This window comes from Cryomorpha ignava, from assembly GCF_010686655.1.
Taxonomy (GTDB): Bacteria; Bacteroidota; Bacteroidia; order Flavobacteriales_D; family Cryomorphaceae; genus Cryomorpha; species Cryomorpha ignava.
Genome location: NZ_JAAGVY010000057.1, coordinates 1 through 21,368, shown reverse-complemented (window position 1 = coordinate 21,368; position 21,368 = coordinate 1). Strand labels below are relative to the sequence as shown.

Here is a 21,368-nt window from a genome sequence, read left to right as displayed (position 1 = left end):
ATCCACCTTCTGTGTATGTTTCACCCATCCACTCATATGAATCACAAGCCGTGGCTTCATTGTATGAGCTAGAGGCGTAGTTGATTGTCAGTTGAAGTGAGTCAACGATGGCACATCCGTTTGGAGTCTCACCATTATTGATATAAAGTCCACTTACATTGTATTCTTCACCGTTCCACTCGAAGCTGTTACACTCGGTAACTTCTGTGTATGAGCTTAGTGATCCATTTATGGTCAATTGTAATGAGTCAACTTTCGCACATCCTGCAGCTGTTTCACCAGTGTTGATGTACAGACCACTTTCGGTGTAAGTCATTCCCATCCAATCGTAGCTGTCGCACTCGGCAACTGCTTCGTATGAACTTTCAGAATAGTTGATGGTCAACAATAAAGAGTCTGTTTGAACACAACCGAAAGCGTTTTCGCTGGTTGCGATTTTCAATCCACCTTCTGTGTATGTTTCACCCATCCACTCATATGAATCACAAGCCGTGGCTTCTGCATAAGAGCTTGATGAATTATTGATTGTCAAATCAAGTGAATCTGTTTGAACACAACCGGCAGCATTTGTTCCGGTTATTATTTTCAAACCACCTTCTGTGTAAACTATTCCCATCCACTCGTATGAATCACAAGCTGTGGCTTCTGCATAAGAGCTTGATGAATTATTGATTGTCAAATCAAGTGAATCTGTTTGAACACAGCCGGCAGCATTTGTTCCGGTTATTATTTTCAAACCACCTTCTGTGTAAACTGTTCCCATCCACTCATATGAATCACAAGCCGTGGCTTCTGCATAAGAGCTTGATGAGTTGTTGATTGTCAAATCAAGTGAATCTGTTTGAACACAACCGGCAGCATTTGTTCCGGTTATTATTTTCAAACCACCTTCTGTGTAAACTATTCCCATCCACTCGTATGAATCACAAGCTGTGGCTTCTGCATAAGAGCTTGATGAATTATTGATTGTCAAATCAAGTGAATCTGTTTGAACACAGCCGGCAGCATTTGTTCCGGTTATTATTTTCAAACCACCTTCTGTGTAAACTGTTCCCATCCACTCATATGAATCACAAGCTGTGGCTTCTGCATAAGAGCTTGATGAGTTGTTGATTGTCAACTGAAGTGAATCTGTTTGAACACAACCGGCAGCATTTGTTCCGGTTACTATTTTCAAACCACCTTCTGTGTATGTTACACCCATCCACTCATAAGAATCACAAGCTGTAATTTCAGTATATGAACTTGATGAATTATTGATTGTAAGATTTAATGTAGATGTACTATCGCAATCTACAACATTCGTATAGCTTTTTGTATAGACTCCAGACGTTCCATAAGTTGTGCCATCCCAAGTGTAAGAATCACAAGCTGAAGCTGCAAAGGATGTTTCTTCAGAGTAATTAACCGTCAAATCCAGCGTATCTCTTTGGATACAGCCTGCGTTATTTGTTGATTCAACTATTACAAATGCAGAAGCATTGTAGTTAACCTGATTTACAGACCATAAATATTCATCACAAACTGTTTCGGTGGTTTTTGAACCGGTTATGTTCGACACTTGCAGAATTGCGTCGTCAGTAACAAGATTAGCATTATCTGCATTGGCAGAAGCCGTATTTGTATATGTGCCACCTGAAGGGGGAGCATTTGCAGTTACCTGTATTGTAACAGGAATATCAGCAACAAGGTCTCCAATATTATAAGTCAATGTACTTCCAGATATGGAGGCTCCTGAAACAGGGGCGCCTACAATGGCGAAATTTGAAAATCCTGCTGGAAATGCATCAGTAAGTACGGTATTAATAGCATCAAAATCGTAACTACCACCTGTATTTTCAACGGTGATTGTAAACGTAACAGATGATTCCGGACAAACCGGATTCGGTGAAACCGTTTTGTCGATTGTAATTTCAGTTCCACAAATTTGATTTACCGCATCCCCTAAGGCATCTGCAAGGTCTTCGAAATTTCCAATTGAATAATCGTCCGTATAGATATTTTCACTAATAGCGAAGTTATCGCTTCCTGAAATATCTATTAAGTTTGCAGTGTTTACAGAACCAACTCCAACGGCAAACATGTGTTTACCACTGTTCTTGATAAGATCTGCTTGGGTAATAGCTCTATTTAAGGCGGTAGTATAGCTGAACGAACCGCTATTGGGGGTGCGCACATTTCCACAATCCGCACCATTTACATCGTAAGCTGTTGGGTTGCCATCAGTAAAGAAAATAACCAAATCTGCAGGAAGCCCTTTTGCATCTTTAAGTGCAGCCTCCCAATTTGTCCAACCTGTACAAGGTGAAGCAGAAATTGGATCATAGCTCTGGCCGCTATAGCTGCTGTTTAGATAATTATTAAAATTACTAATGAATGAAGGGTTAACTATTGCACCACCCAAATTTAGAATTGATGAGGTAGTAGCAAATTCTACAACTCTTAACTGAGCTCCCGAATTTAGAAGTGACTGTGCCAACTGCAAGGCTCCGCTTCGCACCGCTGCCGCAGCTCCTGGCGTTTGACCTGGAGAAATGGATCCCGATTCATCGAGAATCAACACTACCCGCAAATCTCCACAGGTGATATCAGCCGGGAGATCGGGGTTGTTTGCTCCCCGTCGCACAATTTGATTTACCCCTTTAATATATGGGTTTCCAATTACACGATCCACTTCACTCGCATTTCCCGAAGGGTCAAAAGTTTGGGTATGGTTGTAATCAAAAATTTGATTCGGATTGATCTGTGCAAAGCTGAGACCAAAGCCAAAAAAAACTATTGCCATTGTGAGCAACAGTCTTTTAAGATAACGCGTTACATCTTTCATTTGCGTCCGCGAGCGCCCCGTAAGCGGACTGGTAGAATTCTTCATAGCATCTTATTTTTAGTTGTTTTAACAATACTCGACAATTGGTTAATCTAATTAATAATATCGCCGAATGGTTACATTTCATCGACAAAAGTATTTCGAAAAGACATCAATGTCAATTTTTTGTCGAAGTATTTTGTAAGTTCATCGTATTTAAACACGGAAATATAGCCAAATCGAGAACTGAATCTTATTTTAAAACCCTTTACTACCGCTAGATGACGAGTTTACGAATCTAAATACTGCTGTATCAAAATAAAAAACAAAAATATTTTGCTGATCTCTTAAGTTTTTATTTTTTTGAACTTTTTCTCGTAATGAAAAAAGTACTCTTATAACTTGTCTGCGAACTTTTAGAAATGATAGGTCGTAAAAGATTTCACCAAGTCGTTTTAGACAAAGAAAATTGGAACAATAGTTGAAATAAAGGCATCATGAATAAAGTGTTAGTTATAGACGATGAAGAAGACATCGGCATAATGATGAGAGCAATGCTTAAGTCTTCAGGATATCTGGTTGTTTATGCAAGCAATATTTCTGAAGCAACCGAAAAGCTTGAAAACAATAAATTTGAAATGGTCTTTTTAGATTTAAACCTTGATAATGAGTACGGTTTAAATTTGGTCGCTACTATTCGAAAAACCAACGTGGACGCCAGTATTGTGGTTATAACTGCCCAAAAAGGGAATGATATTAAAAAAGATGTAACTTTAAACGGTATTGAATGTCTAATTCAAAAACCCTTTAATAAATCACAAATATTGACCATTCTAAAAGAACACGGGGTATAATTACCATTTTTGTAGATTATTTTCCCCTTATCTTTGCTCCAAAACCATTTTTTAAATGATGTCCAAAATATTAGTTGTCGACGATGAAATCGAAATATGTTTGATTCTCGACAAGTTTCTCTCGAAGAAGGGATTTCAAGTAGTAACCGCTCACACCGGAAATGATGCGCTGGCAAAACTGAAAAACGATACTTTCGATCTCATAATTTCTGATTTCAGATTGCCCGATTTTTCCGGCTTGGAATTACTAAAAGAAATTAAGGCTATACGTCAGGAAAATAAAGTTATTATCATCACCGGATATTCTGACATACGGATGGCGGTAGAAGTAATAAAATATGGTGCCATAGATTATATTACAAAACCTTTATATCCGGAAGAATTATTAAGCCTAATAAATAATACAATTGCAGCAGGAGCAGAATCTTCAAGTAAGTCACTACCGAGCGAAAATACAAATGTGCACCAGCTTGCCTCCAAAAATCAAAAAACTTCAACTCATACCAAGTCCACCCCCCAACAACGAAAAGATTACATCATTGGAAAGAGCAAACCTTCACGCGCAATACAGCAGAACGTTGAAATTGTGGCTCCTACTCCAATGTCTGTAATTATTACCGGCGAGACAGGTACTGGTAAAGAATATGTTGCACAGGAGATACACCGCCTTAGTAAAAGGAATAATGGTCCTTTCGTTGCAATAGATTGTGGAGCACTCCCAAAAGATCTTGCCGCCAGCGAGTTTTTTGGTCACGAAAAAGGTGCTTTTACGGGTGCCCTCAGAGAAAAAGACGGTAAGTTTAAATACGCCGATGGAGGAACTTTGTTTTTGGATGAAATTGGAAATTTGTCTTATGAAGTTCAAATGAAATTGTTAAGGGTACTTCAGGAGCGTAAATTTACCCGGGTAGGCGGAAATAAAGACATTAGTGTGGATGTAAGACTTCTTGTCGCAACTAATGAAGATTTAAAGAAATCAGTAGAAGACGGTGATTTTAGAGAAGATTTATATTACCGACTCAACGAGTTCAGCATTGAATTGAATCCAATCAGATCGCGAAACGAAGATCTTGAGGAATTTATAGAGAGTTTTATTGAATTGGCGAATGTGCAACTTGACAAAAATATTAAAGGTGTTGATGCCGAAGTGCTCGAAAAATTTAAAAGTTATAATTGGCCCGGAAATTTGCGCGAGCTCCGAAACGTAATTAAGCGTAGCGTACTGTTGTCTAAAAATGATGTCATAGATTTGAGCACCCTGCCGGAAGAGATTGTGTATAGCTCCAATACACGCAGTGAATCAAACTTAAACTCTTTGAAAGGGGTCGCGAACGAGGCGGAGCGCGAACGAATTCTAAAAGTTTTGACCCAAACTGGAAATAACAAATCTAAAGCAGCCAAAATTTTAAATATTGATCGCAAAACGTTGTACAATAAGTTAAAAAACTACGATCTTTAATTCTCCGGACTTATGTACAGAACCAAGGTACTAATACTTACATCTGACATTGCTTTGGAGAGTGAGATACATCAATTACTTTTAGAACATCCTGATAAATACACTATATTTCATCAAACTGAGCTTGCTCAGAAGACCGACCTGTTTGATGTGACTTTGATAGATGAAAATTTAATCGATAAAAACCCGGCTGATTTTCTCGCTCAATATACAATTGAATTATTTCCCTCAACTGTTATTTATTTAACAGATTCTATAGAGTTAAACGATGAGTTTACTGCCGTGAAAAGCCTTACTGCAGATTATCTTTACAAAAGTCAGCTTACCGCTTCGGGGTTAAATAACAGCATAAAATATGCTTTAGAATCAAGAAAGCTCAAAAGAGAGATAGAAAAACAGCAAAAGCGCTATCAATCCCTCTTTTACAATGCCGTTGATGCCGCCTTTTTTCTAACCGCCGATTTGAAAATCGAAAATATAAATGAGGTTTTTTCCAATCTTTTCGGAGTTAAGCTACATCAAATAAACGGCGATGACTTCAAGACTATTTTTAATGATCCTACAGAATATGAAAGGTTTGTCTCTAGATTTATCGAAGATGACAAGGAAAGTTATGAGTGCGAAATGAAATTTAACCGCCTGGATCGGAAAGGTATTTTTCCAGGACATCTTAAAATTTCGGCACTTCGAGAATACTATTCCAGTAGTGCCACTCCGTCTAAGATGATTTCGGGCTACCACGGCACGCTAAGCAATATTTCATATAAAAAACGGATTAGTAGCATAAAAGAAAATTCATCTCGAATTGCCATGACCTACCGCCTTGCCCGGACTCTGGCTCATGAGATACGTAACCCTTTGACAAACATTACTCTGGCAGTTAATCAACTGGAGGATGAAGTGCCAAAAAATGAGGAAACAGAACTTTACATTGGTATCATTGAAAGATGCACGAGGCGAATTGATAAGCTTATAGATCAACTATTAAAATCATCGGAACAAAAAAGCCTTCAATCTACTGAGTGCGATATTATAGATATTACAAACAGAGCAGTAGATGATGCAAAAGATCGTGCACAGCTCCTCGACATCAAACTAATAACAGATTTTGAATCAGAGAAGTCCCTATATTTTTGTGATTCCGGAAAATTGCTAATTGCGATATCTAATATAATAACAAATGCCATAGAATCTATTGATAACGAATCAGGACAAGTGATTATTGGTACGTATGAAGAAGATGGATATCTATGTATTTATATAGAAGACAATGGAAGTGGGATGACTGAGAGTCAGCAAAAAACGCTTTTCGATCCGTTTTTCACAAGTAAGAAAAAAGGAGTTGGCTTAGGTTTGACTAACACACTCTCTATCATCTCTGAGCATAAAGGCCACATAGAAGTGGATAGCGAAAAAAGTATTGGCTCTACTTTTACCATTTTGCTCCCTATAGCAGATATTTTGCAAAAAGATTGATCGAATAATTGCAAGCATATCTTTTGCTTTTTCAACAATTTGCTGTGCTTCTCTGTTAGTCAGTTAATTGTAGAATCAGTTAATTGTAGAAATTGACTAACACAATATAGACTAACACAATCTGAGAGAAGTATATGATTGAAATTAAAGAAACGACGGCAATAATAACCGAAAAGCTTACAGGTTGGGCGACAACGGCAATTAAAATGTTGCCAAATATAGGAGTCGCAATTTTAATAGTCGTCCTTTTCTACTTTCTAGCAAAAGCAAGCAGGTACGCAGTTAGAAAAATAGATGAAAAAACAAAAGGAAACACGGCAATAATGAAGCTGCTTGGCAACTTCGTTTTCTCCGTCGTTTTTGTATTAGGTCTTTTTGCCGCTCTAAGCGCAGTTCAGCTCGACAAAACAGTTACCTCACTTCTCGCTGGTGCAGGTATAATTGGTTTGGCCTTAGGTTTTGCTTTTCAGGATACCGCCGCAAACTTTTTAGCAGGGATAATTATTGCATTAAAGAGGCCGATTAGACTCCACGACATGGTAGAGTCTAATGACGAAATCGGTATTGTAAGAGAGTTAAATCTGCGATCTACTATCTTACGGAATTTTCAAGGACAGGATATTTTTATTCCAAACAAAAGCGTACTCTACAATAAAATTATAAATTATTCAAGATCGGAAATGCGCAGGCTTGATTTGAGCGTGGGTGTTTCTTATGGAGAGGATTTAGAAAAAGTTAAAAAAATCACACTTGACGCTGTAAGTAATATTCCAAATCTTAATTCTAATAAGGATAAGAATTTATGGTTTGAAGAATTTGGAGATAGCTCTATTAATTTTACGCTTGCCATATGGATGAATGATATGAACCAAGCTAAGTTTCGGACTTTTAAAAGCGATGCGATTATGGCGATTAAGAAAGCCTATGATGAAAATGATATTATGATTCCTTTCCCAATTCGCACGCTGGATTTTGGTATAAAGGGGGGTGAAAAATTAAATGAAATGAAATTACATATCGCTGGCATGGCTGGCGGCGACGATAAAGCAAGTGCTCAATAAATTTCGCCTCATGTACAGTCTTTAAGAATCGGCATTATAAAAAGAATGAATTCAACCTTGCTCCAAAAATGCATTTGAGTCGAAAATCGCGCTTTTTTAATTTATGAGAAAGCGTAGAAATTAAATAGATTAAATATTGATTTATATAGATTGCTCACGCATTATCACTAAAAAGTAATGACCGAATACCACACCTTAAACAAGCATAAATGGATAGTGCGAATAAGTTAAAGATGAACTGCTTAAAGATTCCACAGTTGATGAGTAATTCTCGCCCCATTTTTAAATCTGTCATCATCCTTCAATCGTCTCAAATATCAAACTTACGTATTGATTAATAGATCTTTAAAAGATTTAGATTTTTTTTTTAGCTATTATTCTTTTCTGGAATCTAATTTGCATTTACCATTATATAAAAAACCAAAAAAAACTATTTTATGAAAATCGCACTAATATTATCACTACCACTTCTGATTTTAAGCTCATGTGACAATGGCGCTGATGTAGAGAAATCAAGAACTGAGGCAATGAATGATCTTAAAAGCTTTGTTGACAGCGTGGACACACAAGTGGCTATGACTGCAAATGCAAATTGGGATATGATTGACGCTCGTTATGACCGTCTAGAAAACAATGCTGACGAGGCATTTGAAGACGCTTCAGATGAAATGAAGGCAGATCTTAACAGCGTTGAAGAGAGATATGAGATGGTAAAGGAAGATTATCAGGAAAGAAGAAAAGAATTTAACAAGATGGCTGATGAGCGCATGACTGAAGTAGAGTCATGGTTTGAAAGAACAAGCGATGAAGTCGGAGCTGATTTGGATAATGCTGGTAATGAAATAAACCAGGGCGTTGAAGATAGCATGGATTGGTTAGAAAATAACTACGAAAAGCTAGAAGACAATACGCAAAAGAAATTTGATGATTTGAGAGAAAAGTTTAACAAGAATGAAGTGTGAACTTCTATAAGTTAAATTTTAGATTTTGCAAAATATTTTGTATATTACCAGAATGAGAAGAATAGTTGTAAACGTTACAGCATTTAAACCACAAACACAAAACATATAAACATGAGTAAGAATAGCACAGGAGTTTTAACCTTCATAATTGGAACAGCATTAGGAGTAACAGCAGGTCTGTATTTAAATAGCGAGAATGGTAAAAAACTTCGCAGTAAAACAGCGAAGAAACTCAGCAAGATGGAGGCGACAATTGAAGATAAGGTAAATAAAGCTTACGATGATTTGAAAAGCAAAATAAGCGATACCGCATCTAATGTAAAATCAGCTTCGTCAAATGTTAAAGAGGCAACTCACAATATAAAAGATGCCGCCGGGAACATGAAAGAATCCGCTAAGGTATAATTTGAGCGAGAAATAAAACTGAATGAGAAAATCAGCAGAAGAAATTCTGGAGGAGAGTAAAGCTGCTTTGCAGCTTTACCTTCGTTCAGAAAAAGACCGATACAAACTAATTTTAGTTCGGCAGGCGACAAGAATTTTCGCAAAAAGTATTCAGGTTATTTTTGCCATCGCGTTTGGCTGTATTGCTTTTTGCTTTCTTTTTGTTGCGCTAGCCCTTGTATGGGGGCAACATTTAAATAATTACGTTTTAGGATTTATTTATACCGGTCTGTGTATTTTAGGTCTTTTAGTTATTGTGTTGCTTTTCAGTAAAATATTCATCAGCAGACCTATAATGCAGAGTATGCTCAAAGAAGTATTTGAAGATGATGACGAAGACGAATAAATACGGACATATTAAGTCCATGAAAGACCTGGAGAATGAAATTCTGAGATTAAAAATCAAAAAGAATATCATTAAGGAAGAACTTGGTAATAATGTAGTAGAATTTAAGGAAAGCCTGAGACCTATCAACTTGATAAAAGAGGCGCTTGGTATTGCTGGTAGTGGAAGTCGTAAACATGAGCTTCTGGAAGATAATGACAACATTTTTAGCAACGGCCAAATCTTCACTTATCTAAAATATCTCGCTCTAACAGTTTCAACTGTTAAAGGTGGTGCCAGCTTGGTTAAGAAGGTGAAAAGACTTTTCCGTTAGGACAAATCGCTGAAATGCGATTTTTTTCATTTAGCCCAATACACTTCTCTAATGGCCTTTAAAGCCGGTTTATCTTGCGGGGTATATTTAGTATTATTTTCCCCACCTGCGTTTTCTTCAAATTCCCACTTCCAGATAAATCCGCCTGCTACCCAGCTTTCTTTCCACGGTGAATTAAAAAATGCACGGAAGGCCTTTTCTTGAAGTTCAGCGTTAAAAGTCTTTCCATTTAATTCCCATTGGTTTCCGGCAGCGAAATCGACACTTCGATAGCCAAACTCAGTAAATAAAACAGGCTTTTGAAATTTGGAATGAATCAATTCTATGCGACTTGAAATATTTTGCCAAACAAGCTCTAGCTCTTTTCTTTCCGGATTCTGTTTTTGCGAAAGTGGGAAATAGGCATTAATTCCTATATAATCGAGCTTATCCCAGAAAGAGATACTTTCATATTCATCCCAATTGGCAGCATATGTGAGCTCTCCTGAATAGATTTTTCTTATTTCGGCAATCAAACCAATCCAGTAATCCGGTCTTTGACTGGAGACTACTTTATATTCTGTTCCTATGCAAAAGATCTCCACCTTGTTAGCCTCTGCGATTTCTGCATAGAATACTATATAATTTCTATATGCGTCTTCCCATAATTTCCAATCTGCAGGGCTCTCAAGATTAAAATCGCCCACCCACCCTTGGTGCATCCACACTTGTGGCTTGAGCATAACTCTCATAGTGCGAGAGCGTGCCATTTTTATTAATTCCTCCACTCCTTCTTCCCGTTCGCCCCACCACTGTCGCTTATGATTGAATACTACCGAAGGATTATTTTTGGGGCTAAATGCATAGGGAACAATACAAACATAGTTTACATTTAAGTCTTTGAGCGGATCAAATTTTGAGGAATCAATTGCCTTAGGTGGTGATTCAAGCGTCATTCCGTTTATCTTATCTGACCTTATTCTTTCTTCATTTCGGTGGCTACAAAGTGTATTGCATACAATAAAAATAAACCCGAGCAAGAAGATTTGTGCTTTCATAGAAGAATGGCAACGTGAAGTCGCTTCGCTAAAATATAGAATATCGAGCAGTAAAAATGAATTGCGGACTCTATAAAATCAGAATACCGTTTCACTCTACCTTCATAATTACTGTATTTTGGTCATAAACCAATTTCCATTCATTATTTATTTTTTGAAAGGTAAGGTTGAGAAAGTAATAAAACTCAAGTCAAAAATAAACATTTTACTTTAAATAATTTCTTGGTTATTGTAAAGTAATGTTTGCGATGTGCGAGAATAAACCCTAACGTCGTCGACACTCTCTAAATGAATGGTTTACCTGAATACTCTTGGGTAAAACGTACTTTCGGATCAGTCTCCGCGAATTGGTTAAATTCAAAAAAAAACCCTGCTCTATTTATGGAGCAGGATTCAATCAGTTTCAGGTAGGATTGTATAAAAATGAAGAATAGGTTTAAACTTAGAGTTTCACAAATTTCGTAGCTGTTAATCCAATTTCAGAAGTCATTCTTAAAATGAACACCCCTTTAGGCAGGTCAGAAATGTTAATTGTAGAAACTTTTTCAGGAGATATACGAATTGATTTCACCATTTTACCTGTGATATCAAGAATTTCATACGTTCCTTTTTCAAAGCTTATTTTTTTGTCAATTAGTATATAATCAGCAGCCGGATTTGGATATATGCGCATCACGTCAGATCCGTCAAGCTCTGCAATACCCACGCTTCCATTTACTGCAGTTTGAATAGCAAGGCTTGCATTGATCATACCATATCCAAAAGTTGCGTCCCAGCCGGGTGCGCCCATATCAAAAGCAGTAGCATTGATAATATTTCTAATATCGGCATTGGTCAAATTCATATTTACATGTTTCATCAATCCAGCGAGTCCTGTAACATGAGGTGCAGCCATAGACGTACCTTGCATAGATTCGTATTGATTTAGTGGGATACACGAAACAATTCCATAATTAAATTGAGTTTCTCCACCAGGTGCTGTAATTTCCTGTTCGTTACCATATTGCGAATAGGATGCCAGATCTAGTTGCTCTCCATCTGTTCCGATACTTCCCACTGCCATAGCTGCAGGATAAGCGGCCGGAAAGGATATAGTTCCAGTTCCATCATTTCCGCTTGATACGAGAAGTATCTTTCCGTGATTCCATGCGTAATTAAGTCCTTGCTCATTTACAGCACTAGGCGCACCACCTCCGAAGCTCATATTTACAGCAGTAATTCGGTCAATATCTCCAATATCGTAATATGCATTTACGATACCTTCATCGCTAAGTGTACCGTCTGGCAGTCCCACTTTAGCAAAATACACCGTATCGTTAACCATACCGGCTACTCCAATTCCATTGTTGATTTTTGCAGCAACCGTACCTGTAGTATGAGTTCCATGTTTATGATTATTCGGGTCATCGGGATATATATCGCCATCATCCATCGCATAATCATAACCATACCATACCATATCAGTTAAATCTTCGTGATACCAATCGCAGGCATCATCTATTACTGCCACAACATTCCATGAATTTCCACCAATGCTTACATCCCAGGCTTCATCAAAATAAGTAATATAAGGGCCCCATTGAAGATTGTACATAGGATCATTAGGAGTATAAGAGCTAGTGTAAATAACCGAAGGCTCTAAAAATCGAATACCATGAATGGCCTGGGCAGCCTTTGCCATTTCCACAATTTGTTCCGGAGTGGCATTTTCTAACTTAAAAATCCAATAATTCGTCTGGTGTTTTCTTTTGCTTTCGCTGAGAATCTCGGTGAGTCCATATTCATTAAGAAAATCCCGAATAGCAGGATCGCTTATTGTCAGTCCCTGCTCCAGTTCAACCCATATTCTATTTACATTCACACTTTCCCAATATTTAGAATTACGCTCATTTTCAATAGCATACCATCGTATTGGAGCATGAATTTGATCGTAAACAGGAACATCGGGGTTAATTTTAAATTCGTTGTCACCCGGTCGTACAGGAAGCCTGATGGGATCAATAAATCCATCATCGGTTGTAATATAGCCCGATGGAGCTTTAGCGGGCTTTCGTGCGCCATGATTTATTTGGGCGAATGCAGATCCCGAAATTGTCAGCGTAAAAAGCGCTGCTGCAATAAGTGAGTAAATCTTTGTTTTCATAATCTTAGTTTTAGACTGATTTTAAATCAATATCGATAAGATTTGAAAAGGTGAACAGATTATACTGACAAGCATTCTAAAGCCTTGGAATAACCTTTGAGTTGGGCACTAAACCTTAAAATGGAAAGAAAAGCGGTATTAGAAAGCTGGAAATAATCCAAAATAAGAGATTGAGAAGAAAGCCTACTTTTATAAAGTCGGTAAACTTATACTGACCGGCGCTGTAGACCATGGTATTCGTTTGATAGCCAATGGGCGTCATAAAACTCGCTGAAGCCGCAAACATAATGGCGATTAAAAAGGGTGTTGGACTAATTCCGAGGGTGGTGGCAATGGTAATACCAATTGGTGCCATTAGTGCAGCAGTAGCATTATTTGACATGACTTCTGTGAGTAATGAAGTTGCAAAATAAATACCTGATAGGATAAAAACCGGCCCGAAAGTGCCCAAATTATTGGTTAGCAGATTGGCAATCATCAGGTCAAGACCAGAATTCTTCATTGCAATTCCGAGACTTAATACTCCGGCAAGGACAAAAACAATCTTCCAGTTTACTGCCTCATATGCTTCTTTCATTGTAATATTGCCTATGAAGACCAGTAAGATAACCGCCGCTATCGCTGCTGCCGTAATATCTACCCAACCCATAGCAGCTAAAATGACCATTGCGATTACCAAAGAAATGGTAGTCCAGAATCCGCGCCGATCAAAATCTGTTAGCTCTTGCTGTGATATAATTGCAAATGGAGCGTCCTGTTCATTTTCCATTAGCTTAAGAGCGTGCACGAAATGCGATTTTACTTCGGCGAGAATAACGTCACCCGATCGAAGCACCACATCGTAAAGATTTTCACGTAATACTTCTTCTCTATGTCTAATCGCAAGCGGTGCAGCCCTAAACCGGCGTCTAAAATCGGCCTCGCGCAATGTTTGTCCTTCAATTGCTGCATTTGAAGTTATTACCATCTCTACCAGCGTTGAATTTCCTTCACCCAAGTCATGGTCACCAATTTTCATATCGGGATTGGTAATTATTCTCGCCTGATCTTTCAATGCCATCATTTTCTCGGCACTGCAACGCGTTTTTAGAATATCGCCTGCCTGAAGTACAAAATCGCCCGGAGGAAGTGTAAAGCGTGTTCCATTTCGAGCAATTTCAAGTATGTCCATTTGTAGTTGACGTACCAGACTCGATTCCAAAATCTTGATTCCCACCAGTTTTGAACCGGGCATAATCTCAATATCAGTAAGATAATCTCTTAATCCGAATTTTACTTTTAAATCAGATTCGGGCTCTCGCGAAGGCAGCAATCGGTAACCGATAAAAACCATATATAATATTCCAACAAATAAGAGAATAAGAGCTAAACCCGACATTTCAAAGATGCCGATTGCCTCAACCCCTTCTCGCAAGGCTATTCCATTTACCAAGAGATTGGTAGAAGTACCAAGCAAAGTGCACATACCACCCATAATAGAGGCAAAAGACAAAGGGATAAGCAGCTTGGCCGGATTTATTTTTGAAGCATTGGCAATTTGAATGACAACAGGGATAAAAACCGCAACGACAGGTGTATTATTTACAAATGCAGATATACTGGCCACGAGTACCATCATCAGCAAAATTCCCAATCTGTGATTAATTATAAATATACGCGTCAACCGGTGAGTTACGTACTGAAGAGCCCCGGTTTTAAGTAGCGCCCCACTAAGTATAAACATAAATGCAACAGTAATGGTTGCAGGGTTGCTGAATCCTGAAAGACCTTCTGCCACAGTAACAACCCCCGTGAGCATAAGAATAACCATTAGGCTAATTGCCACAACATCAATTGAAACAACTTCAGTAACGAAGAGAATTATTGCGAGTGCAACAATTAGAAGTGTTATTATAGCGGCAGTAGTCATTTAAACAATCAGTGCCGAAATTATAAATTTTGGTGTTAACCTGGGGAAATATCTGAAAGGGTTTATCAAGTATATATAAGTTGGAATCTAACTCAGTGAAAATAATGCCGATTACAAAAAACTATCTCTAGATTAAAACAAGTAAAATAAGGAAGAGCTTATTGCATTCTTGATTTGAAGTTTGGAAATGCCAATATGTTGTCTCCAAGCATAAATTATTAACCTTTTTTATTGAAACCGAAGCGTATCCATAAGCTTTTTTATTTGCGGCTTAAATTTATCATAATGTTGGGCAGCGCAGGTGAATGTAAGTATATAAGCCTTGTTATTGTGAAAATAATAACGCTGTGTATTTATGAAATCCATATTGTTTTGGTTTCCTGAATAGGTTACCTCCCGAAAGGTGACCCCGCTCAATGTAGCTTCTTCATTTTTCACGATTTTACCATCTGTGATCATGTCAACAATCTGGTAGGTGTTATCTTCCGCAAAATCTTTGAGGCTGCTATCATCAGCATTCATGCTTTGAACTACCAGGCTAAGATTTTCTCTAAACTGATCTTTTTCATCTTCAATTGGAGAAACCACAACAAAGCTCAATCCTAACTGGCCCGTATAGTTCATTTCCCAATTTTCGGGATATTGAATAGTGTAAAGTGAGTCGGTGAGTGTTTTCCACCCTTCCTGGGGCATTAATTTATCTTCTTGAACGATTACTGCCTGTGAATTCAGTTTAATATTGTTTGAATCGCTGCTATCGGCGCAAGCCAGAAGGCAGAAGGCACTTAAAAAGAGCGCAGCAAATAATTTAATTGACATGGTATCAAATTAGTGGGTTTTGAACTGTCAATATTATGCAAATAATGCCACTAATCCGAACGTAAATAAAATATTTCATCTAATGCTATGAAAAGTGCACCTGATATATTTCTAAGAGATCGCACCCATCACCACCAACTGGTCTAGGCTTGGTGAAGCTTTTCCGCCCAGTGGTTCAATAGTAATGGCAAATGTATCTCCGTCTTTGGTTGCGTTTGATGCAATTAGAATTCCTTCTTCTGTTTTTGAGAGAACGCCCATATCTTTTGGCTTACCATCCTTAAGTACCCAAAGTTGATATTGCTTATCACTTGGTAATTTGGGCAGTGCTGAAGTATTTAACTTAACCTCACCTGTTTCTGTATTCCAGAGCAAAGCAAGCTGGGTAGTATTATTCTCTTTAACAGACTTAAGCGTCACCTTTTTTACGGATGAACTATACACTTCATTGAGACCATCTGATAGTTGTGCTACTCTTGTTTCCAGTTCCGCAGTTTTATTTTCGAGCGTATTCTGCTCAACCTTCAAAGCCTGCAATTCATCTTTGCTAGCTTGGTTGTCGGTGTATTGCCATACAGCAATTGCGATAGCAATAACAGCAGCCGCAGCCGCCCATCCGCCCCATGCAGATTTACGTTCAGTTACTTCACTCTGGATTAATATTTCTTTTGTTTCAGACGCATTATCGTCTTTGGTTACGGAATGTATAGTAGAATCTTGCGCCTGTCGCTTAACGGCGACAAGAATATTCTCGCGAGATTTGGAAGGAGATTTTACAGCGTAAGCCGCGGCAAAACTTTCCAAATCTATTTCAGAGGTAGTAAGGGCTTCCCGAATTTCAGGATAGATTTTACTCATACATTCCACTTCGCTGCGCTCTTGGTCACTGATGTGTCCAAGAGCGTATTCCTGAAGAATACCAGATGATATGTACGCGTTAATGTCCATCTCTAAAAATTGATCGCAATTCAATCATTGCGCTTCTTATTCTTGTTTTAACAGTTCCTATTGGCATTTCCATTTTCTCAGATATCTCAGGATGTGTATATCCTAGAATGTAAGAATGCATTATCAAATCTCTGTGATGCTCGTCCAATTGGTCGAGCACTTTTTTAATATCGTGGTTCAGGCTTAAATCAATGTTGTCTGCACTCGTATTTGCTATAGCTACGTCATTGGCCGTCCCATAGATTTTACCAGAGCGATTTGTTTTTCTAATTGCGTCTATACTTTGATTTCTTACTATGCTCATTAACCAGGTAAATAGGCGGCCTTTACTGGGGTCGTAAGATTTAGAACGCTTCCAAACTTTTACAAATGCATCTTGTAAAACGTCCTTGGCCTGATCTTCATCGCCCACAATGCGCAAAATTACCCCATACAACGTATCAGCATAGTTGTCATAGAGCAAGTCCATAGCACGCACGTCGCCGGCGGCAAACATACTTACTATTTTATTTTCAACTGGAGTAATCTGCAAAATGGTGAGGGGAATTAAAGGTCAAATATAATATGAATTCTCAACCTTAGAACAAACAAATCAAATAAAGGTTTATTCTTGAACCTAAAATCATTCCGTTCATCACACTATATCGGCAGTTGCTTTGAATAAAATGTAGATTAAACGGAAATTACAGAAAGAATTAAAATATTTAAAATTAGGACGTTTTACATTTTTTTGTTAATCTCAACATCCTCTTTAAATCTTATTTGTATGAAAAAATTTATACCCAATTTTGCTATTGTTCTGGCTATTTTAGTTTTGAATCCCAATAATTCTGGTGCCCAAATTCAAATTAATGATTCGCTTACTGCTGAAGCGCTTGTGGACGACTTTTTCAATTCGGGAGTTCTGGTTTCCATTTCTAATGTTACGTTTAACGGAGCTTCTGCAGATTCGATAAGTCCGAGACTCGCATTGTTTACGAATGGAAATTCGGATTCTTTAAATATGGATTCTGGATTAATCATGTACACAGGTTCTACGGAAAGAATTGCGGGCGTTCCTCCAGACTGGATTCCCATTGCGAACTATCAGGACAGCGATATTCAAACCATGACAGGAATGCCCGTTAATGATTGCGCGGTCATTGAATTTGATGTGCTGGTAGAAGCCGACGCTCTGGCTTTTAATTATTTCTTTGCTTCAGCCGAATATGCGAGCTTTACCTGTTCAACTTTTAATGATGGCTTTGGTCTTTTTATAAGTGGCCCCGGTCTTGAAGGGCCATTCACAAATAATGCTGTGAATATTGCAACTATTCCAAATAGCACAACTCCCGTAGCTATTAATACGGTTAATTCAGGAGTTTCATCTTACCCGGGTAATGAAGCCAATTGTGAATCGGCAAATCCTAACTGGATTGAAGATTCTCAATACTTCATTCAAAATAGTGGCAACGAAGTGAACGACTTACTTTTTACAGGATATACGGAAAACTTTGAAGCTTATATGGAGGTTGTTAATGGAGAAACTTATCATATAAAATTTGCTATTTGCGATGCTTCTGATGGGGCTTTAGATTCGGGAGTTTTTCTTGAAACCGGCTCTTTTGAAGGGCGGCTTTTGAGCGGCCTCCGCGATATGGAGCGTAAAGCTTTGTATATTTATCCCAACCCGACCACCCATTTTTTAAATCTTGAAAATGTATGTACCGAATGCTCCGGCAATATTCAATTTCAGATTATTGATATACAAGGAAGAATAGTAGCAGAGTACCAAAAACCCAATACAGATCAAATTCGAATTTCAACATCAGGAATTGAAAAAGGCATTTATATTTTAAACGCAATGTATAACAATCAACTACTCGCCTACAAAAAATTTGTAGTCGAGTAATAAGTGAACAGCCCATTAAAGATGAAAAAGCCTGCACATAGCAGGCTTTTTAATTATGTAATATGCTGTATTATGTATGGCCATTAATGGCAATTTACCTTGCAGTTATAACCTCTGACCTGAATAAATACTAAATATTAGCTTCTAGTAAATAGGATCGTATTATCTTTAGCAGATGAAAAAGAATTTGAGAAACATATTGATAGCTATGGCCGCCGTAGCCATATTTCTCGCCATTCTTTTCAATGAATTTTTAGCTTATTCGGCGATTTTCGTCGGAGCAATGATAGTTTTCTACGCCTTGTATTCCGCATTTATACGCACAAAAGACGCTGAAATTGAATCGCTTCAAAAACGACTTGAACAAGAGGATGCCCAACTTTCTAAAGTGAGAAGCGAAAACGAAGAGCTCAGAAGTAGAAAGTTTAATCTTTCAGCCATACGGCAGATTCTCGACGTTGGTTTATTTGAAGTGGATACGAATTTTACACGGACCTGGAATGAGGAACAAATAAGCGATGAGGGCAAAACCATCCAATTTATAGGCGCACTAAAAGTTGATTTAATTGCCAAGTATGGAGTTGATTTAAATGAATTGAGAATTAAATACAGCAATGATGAAGTGCTCATTGCCAATATGAACCTCAAGTCGCTATCTTTTACTGATTTAAATTACGAATGGATTATTGCAGAAGTCCTGGAGCACAAAAAACCCTATCTCGGAGGCAGCCACAGACGAACCAATCCGCTTTTGCAATTGGAGGCTACAAAGATTAAAGACAGACTTCAAAAGCGTGTTCACGAAGAGGTCAAACAGGGACCCGATGAACTCAATACAGTTATTGATATATTAAAGAGGCAACTCACCCACTCTGTGGCTGCATTTTTAGGGATTCACGATAAAAAAGTACGATTTGTGGATCACGCCGATGAGAGTTTTAAGCAACTGGATGGAATTGCACAGATTGGATCTCACACAAGCTCTTAAGGGTATTTTTTTAAATTCGTGATACCAAACCTGAGCCATTTCTGCTGATTGCTTCTACAATTTTATATATGAAAGAACTTTCTGAAGATTGAAATAGTCAGCACAAAATTTTTGATAATAGTTTGTAATAATTTAAATATTACTACATTGTAGTAACCAATTTCAAACTTAATCACTATGAAAACTTTCATTTTACCTTTGGCTATTGGAGCCATGGCGCTAAGTTCGTGCAGCCCTACAAATTATCAGGTTGAACGGGAAATCACCATCGACGCACCTTCAGACCTCGTGTTTTCTCTCGTTAATAATCACAAAGAAAGAGATGCATGGAGCCCATGGGAAGCCATGGACGCGAATATGACAAAAAGCTATGAAGGCCCAGAATCTGGGGTAGGCGCACTTTATAAATGGACGGGGAATGACTCCGTTGGCACGGGATGGATGGAAATATTGGAAAGCGAACCGAATAACCATATTAAAAGCAAGCTGGTTTTTACAGAACCTTTTCAATCTGAATCAACTCTTAACTGGAACTTTACTGAAGTTGATGGAAAAACGACGGCAGTTTGGACAATGAATGGCGAGCTTCCGGGCTATCTCTTCTGGATGGGTCAGGATGAAATGGAAGAGCAAATGGCTCCCGATTTTGAGAAAGGACTTGCGAATTTAAAGAGAGTAGCAGAAGAAAAACTGAGAGCAATGAAGCCAAATTCAAATCTCACAGCCGAAATAGTAACTGTTGAATCAAAACCATACTATTACAGTGCAGATCAATTGCCTATAAGTTCGGTAAATGCTGCTTTTTTTGAAGAGAGATATGGAAAGCTAATGGCATACATTGGTGAAGATGGCCAGAAGAATATGCTCGGAGCTCCATTTGCAATCTTCTCTGTTTGGGATGAAGAAAATAATCTGGCAGAAATAGAAGTGGCAGTCGCTTGTAAAAGCACCAAGCCAGGAAAAGACAAAATTAAGAAAGGCGACACTTATGCGGGCGAAGTCTTGAAATGTCAGTTTATGGGGCCATACGAAAACACAGGTGAGGCACATGAATTTATTAACAAATACGCCAGCGATAATAATTTGGAGATAACTGGCAGCCCCTGGGAAGTGTATGTTACAGATCCTGCCAATGAGCCAGATCAGAATAAATGGATTACGGAGGTTTATTATCCGATAAAGAAAGGATAACTCAATAGATCATCTAGAACAGCCAATTGCATTAAAAGCCGGAGAAATTCCGGCTTTTCTTCTTTTTAATCTGCTTTTATAAATGTAATGGTGTCACCATTGCTTATAAGTCGCAATTCCAAACCATCCTTAATAATAAGCTCGTGGGTTGAAAAATTTAACGCACTAAAAAGGCTGATAGAAATACTTTCTTCAGCGCAGTTTTTATCGGCATAATCCATTCTGTATATTTTCAACCTGCTTCCCATGGGGTCAAAGTAGCCTGTTATTTCTCCACACCCTAAGTTTCCGTATATTCGGTTTGTTTGCATATTGAATTCCAAATAAGCTCCTTTAGGAATTTTTTCAGTCGAATCTAATGACGACCAGCTTCTCACCGCCCATATATCGTGCAAAGTCGGATCATTCAAATACAATCCACAACCGATAAATTGAGCAACAGCTCTATCGGCTTTCTGTGCTGAAATCTTTACACGATTTGGCAATAAGCCGACTTCATGGCTCAGACAGGAATCAGAAAATACCATAACCGAAATTGTTCCCTTTTGGGTTTGCGCTCCGTACACCATGGCATTGAGATCCTGAGGTTCCATTCCTTCAAGATTCGGAGCACCAAAAGAGCCAAAATCAGTTTTTGTAGCTATACTTAATTCGTTATTTTTAGTTATAACTAACTGCCAATCCGGATTTTTTCCAAATGCAATAAAGTCAACTCCGTCCT

At 38.1% G+C, this 21,368-nt stretch carries 18 protein-coding genes and 1 pseudogene; 11 read left to right on the top strand and 8 right to left on the bottom strand.

All coding sequences use genetic code 11. The features are described 5' to 3' along the window. Nucleotides 1-2,872 (bottom strand): annotated as a pseudogene (locus tag G3O08_RS18670) (DUF11 domain-containing protein); the annotation flags it as partial. A 431-nt stretch (nucleotides 2,873-3,303) separates the two neighbouring features. On the opposite strand from G3O08_RS18670, the gene G3O08_RS18665 reads away from it, so the two are divergent. The 8 genes from G3O08_RS18665 (at nucleotide 3,304) to G3O08_RS18630 (ending at nucleotide 9,721) form a co-directional block, all read left to right on the top strand. Then, complete coding sequence (locus G3O08_RS18665) at nucleotides 3,304-3,660, top strand: response regulator (protein WP_163286973.1); 357 nt, start codon at nucleotides 3,304-3,306, stop codon at nucleotides 3,658-3,660. A gap of 55 nt (nucleotides 3,661-3,715) precedes the next feature. Then, nucleotides 3,716-5,119 carry a sigma-54-dependent transcriptional regulator gene (locus G3O08_RS18660; protein ID WP_317164108.1) on the top strand — a complete coding sequence of 468 codons (1,404 nt, stop codon included), beginning with the start codon at nucleotides 3,716-3,718 and terminating at the stop codon, nucleotides 5,117-5,119. Nucleotides 5,120-5,131: 12 nt separating this feature from the next. Next, a complete protein-coding gene (locus G3O08_RS18655) occupies nucleotides 5,132-6,595 on the top strand; it encodes an ATP-binding protein (protein WP_163286972.1) in 1,464 nt (487 codons plus the stop codon). Nucleotides 6,596-6,729: 134 nt separating this feature from the next. Then, nucleotides 6,730-7,656, top strand: a complete 927-nt coding sequence (locus G3O08_RS18650; RefSeq protein ID WP_204336942.1) for a mechanosensitive ion channel family protein — start codon at nucleotides 6,730-6,732, stop codon at nucleotides 7,654-7,656. A gap of 437 nt (nucleotides 7,657-8,093) precedes the next feature. After that, nucleotides 8,094-8,618: a hypothetical protein gene (locus G3O08_RS18645; protein WP_163286971.1), complete on the top strand. Its 525-nt coding sequence runs from the start codon at nucleotides 8,094-8,096 to the stop codon at nucleotides 8,616-8,618. A gap of 111 nt (nucleotides 8,619-8,729) precedes the next feature. Continuing rightward, the gene (locus tag G3O08_RS18640; RefSeq protein WP_163286970.1) at nucleotides 8,730-9,023 is read left to right on the top strand and encodes a YtxH domain-containing protein; all 294 of its coding nucleotides are present in this window, start codon (nucleotides 8,730-8,732) and stop codon (nucleotides 9,021-9,023) included. Nucleotides 9,024-9,045: 22 nt separating this feature from the next. Continuing rightward, a complete protein-coding gene (locus tag G3O08_RS18635) occupies nucleotides 9,046-9,408 on the top strand; it encodes a hypothetical protein (protein WP_163286969.1) in 363 nt (120 codons plus the stop codon). Continuing rightward, entirely contained in the window at nucleotides 9,389-9,721 is a 333-nt protein-coding gene (locus G3O08_RS18630; protein ID WP_163286968.1) for a hypothetical protein, read from the top strand. The genes G3O08_RS18635 and G3O08_RS18630 overlap by 20 nt, the downstream gene beginning before the upstream one ends. Before the next feature lie 26 nt (nucleotides 9,722-9,747). Here the strand turns inward: G3O08_RS18630 and G3O08_RS18625 are convergent, their stop codons facing one another. The 6 genes from G3O08_RS18625 to G3O08_RS18600 all read right to left on the bottom strand — a co-directional run bounded on the left by G3O08_RS18625 (nucleotide 9,748) and on the right by G3O08_RS18600 (nucleotide 17,109). Next, complete coding sequence (locus G3O08_RS18625; RefSeq protein WP_163286967.1) at nucleotides 9,748-10,758, bottom strand: glycoside hydrolase family 113; 1,011 nt, start codon at nucleotides 10,756-10,758, stop codon at nucleotides 9,748-9,750. Between the two features lie 442 nt (nucleotides 10,759-11,200). After that, on the bottom strand, nucleotides 11,201-12,901 hold the full coding sequence (locus G3O08_RS18620) for a S8/S53 family peptidase (protein ID WP_163286966.1): 1,701 nt from the start codon (nucleotides 12,899-12,901) through the stop codon (nucleotides 11,201-11,203). Nucleotides 12,902-13,016: 115 nt separating this feature from the next. Further along, the gene (locus tag G3O08_RS18615) at nucleotides 13,017-14,810 is read right to left on the bottom strand and encodes an SLC13 family permease (RefSeq protein ID WP_163286965.1); all 1,794 of its coding nucleotides are present in this window, start codon (nucleotides 14,808-14,810) and stop codon (nucleotides 13,017-13,019) included. A gap of 228 nt (nucleotides 14,811-15,038) precedes the next feature. Beyond that, the gene (locus G3O08_RS18610; protein WP_163286964.1) at nucleotides 15,039-15,629 is read right to left on the bottom strand and encodes a PsbP-related protein; all 591 of its coding nucleotides are present in this window, start codon (nucleotides 15,627-15,629) and stop codon (nucleotides 15,039-15,041) included. A 111-nt stretch (nucleotides 15,630-15,740) separates the two neighbouring features. Further along, the gene (locus tag G3O08_RS18605) at nucleotides 15,741-16,577 is read right to left on the bottom strand and encodes an anti-sigma factor (protein WP_163286963.1); all 837 of its coding nucleotides are present in this window, start codon (nucleotides 16,575-16,577) and stop codon (nucleotides 15,741-15,743) included. Continuing rightward, nucleotides 16,567-17,109 carry an RNA polymerase sigma factor gene (locus G3O08_RS18600; RefSeq protein WP_163286962.1) on the bottom strand — a complete coding sequence of 181 codons (543 nt, stop codon included), beginning with the start codon at nucleotides 17,107-17,109 and terminating at the stop codon, nucleotides 16,567-16,569. Before G3O08_RS18600 ends, G3O08_RS18605 begins: the two co-directional genes overlap by 11 nt. A 234-nt stretch (nucleotides 17,110-17,343) precedes the next feature. Between G3O08_RS18600 and G3O08_RS18595 the strand changes: the two genes are divergently transcribed. The 3 genes from G3O08_RS18595 (at nucleotide 17,344) to G3O08_RS18585 (ending at nucleotide 20,647) form a co-directional block, all read left to right on the top strand. Next, on the top strand, nucleotides 17,344-18,468 hold the full coding sequence (locus G3O08_RS18595; RefSeq protein ID WP_163286961.1) for a choice-of-anchor L domain-containing protein: 1,125 nt from the start codon (nucleotides 17,344-17,346) through the stop codon (nucleotides 18,466-18,468). Between the two features lie 175 nt (nucleotides 18,469-18,643). After that, nucleotides 18,644-19,456, top strand: coding sequence for a hypothetical protein (locus G3O08_RS18590; protein WP_163286960.1), 813 nt, complete (start codon nucleotides 18,644-18,646; stop codon nucleotides 19,454-19,456). A 177-nt stretch (nucleotides 19,457-19,633) separates the two neighbouring features. After that, nucleotides 19,634-20,647 carry an SRPBCC family protein gene (locus G3O08_RS18585; RefSeq protein WP_163286959.1) on the top strand — a complete coding sequence of 338 codons (1,014 nt, stop codon included), beginning with the start codon at nucleotides 19,634-19,636 and terminating at the stop codon, nucleotides 20,645-20,647. Between the two features lie 65 nt (nucleotides 20,648-20,712). Here G3O08_RS18585 and G3O08_RS18580 read toward each other — a convergent pair. After that, a partial coding sequence (locus tag G3O08_RS18580) for an META domain-containing protein (protein WP_163286958.1) occupies nucleotides 20,713-21,368 on the bottom strand: 656 nt, incomplete at its 5' end.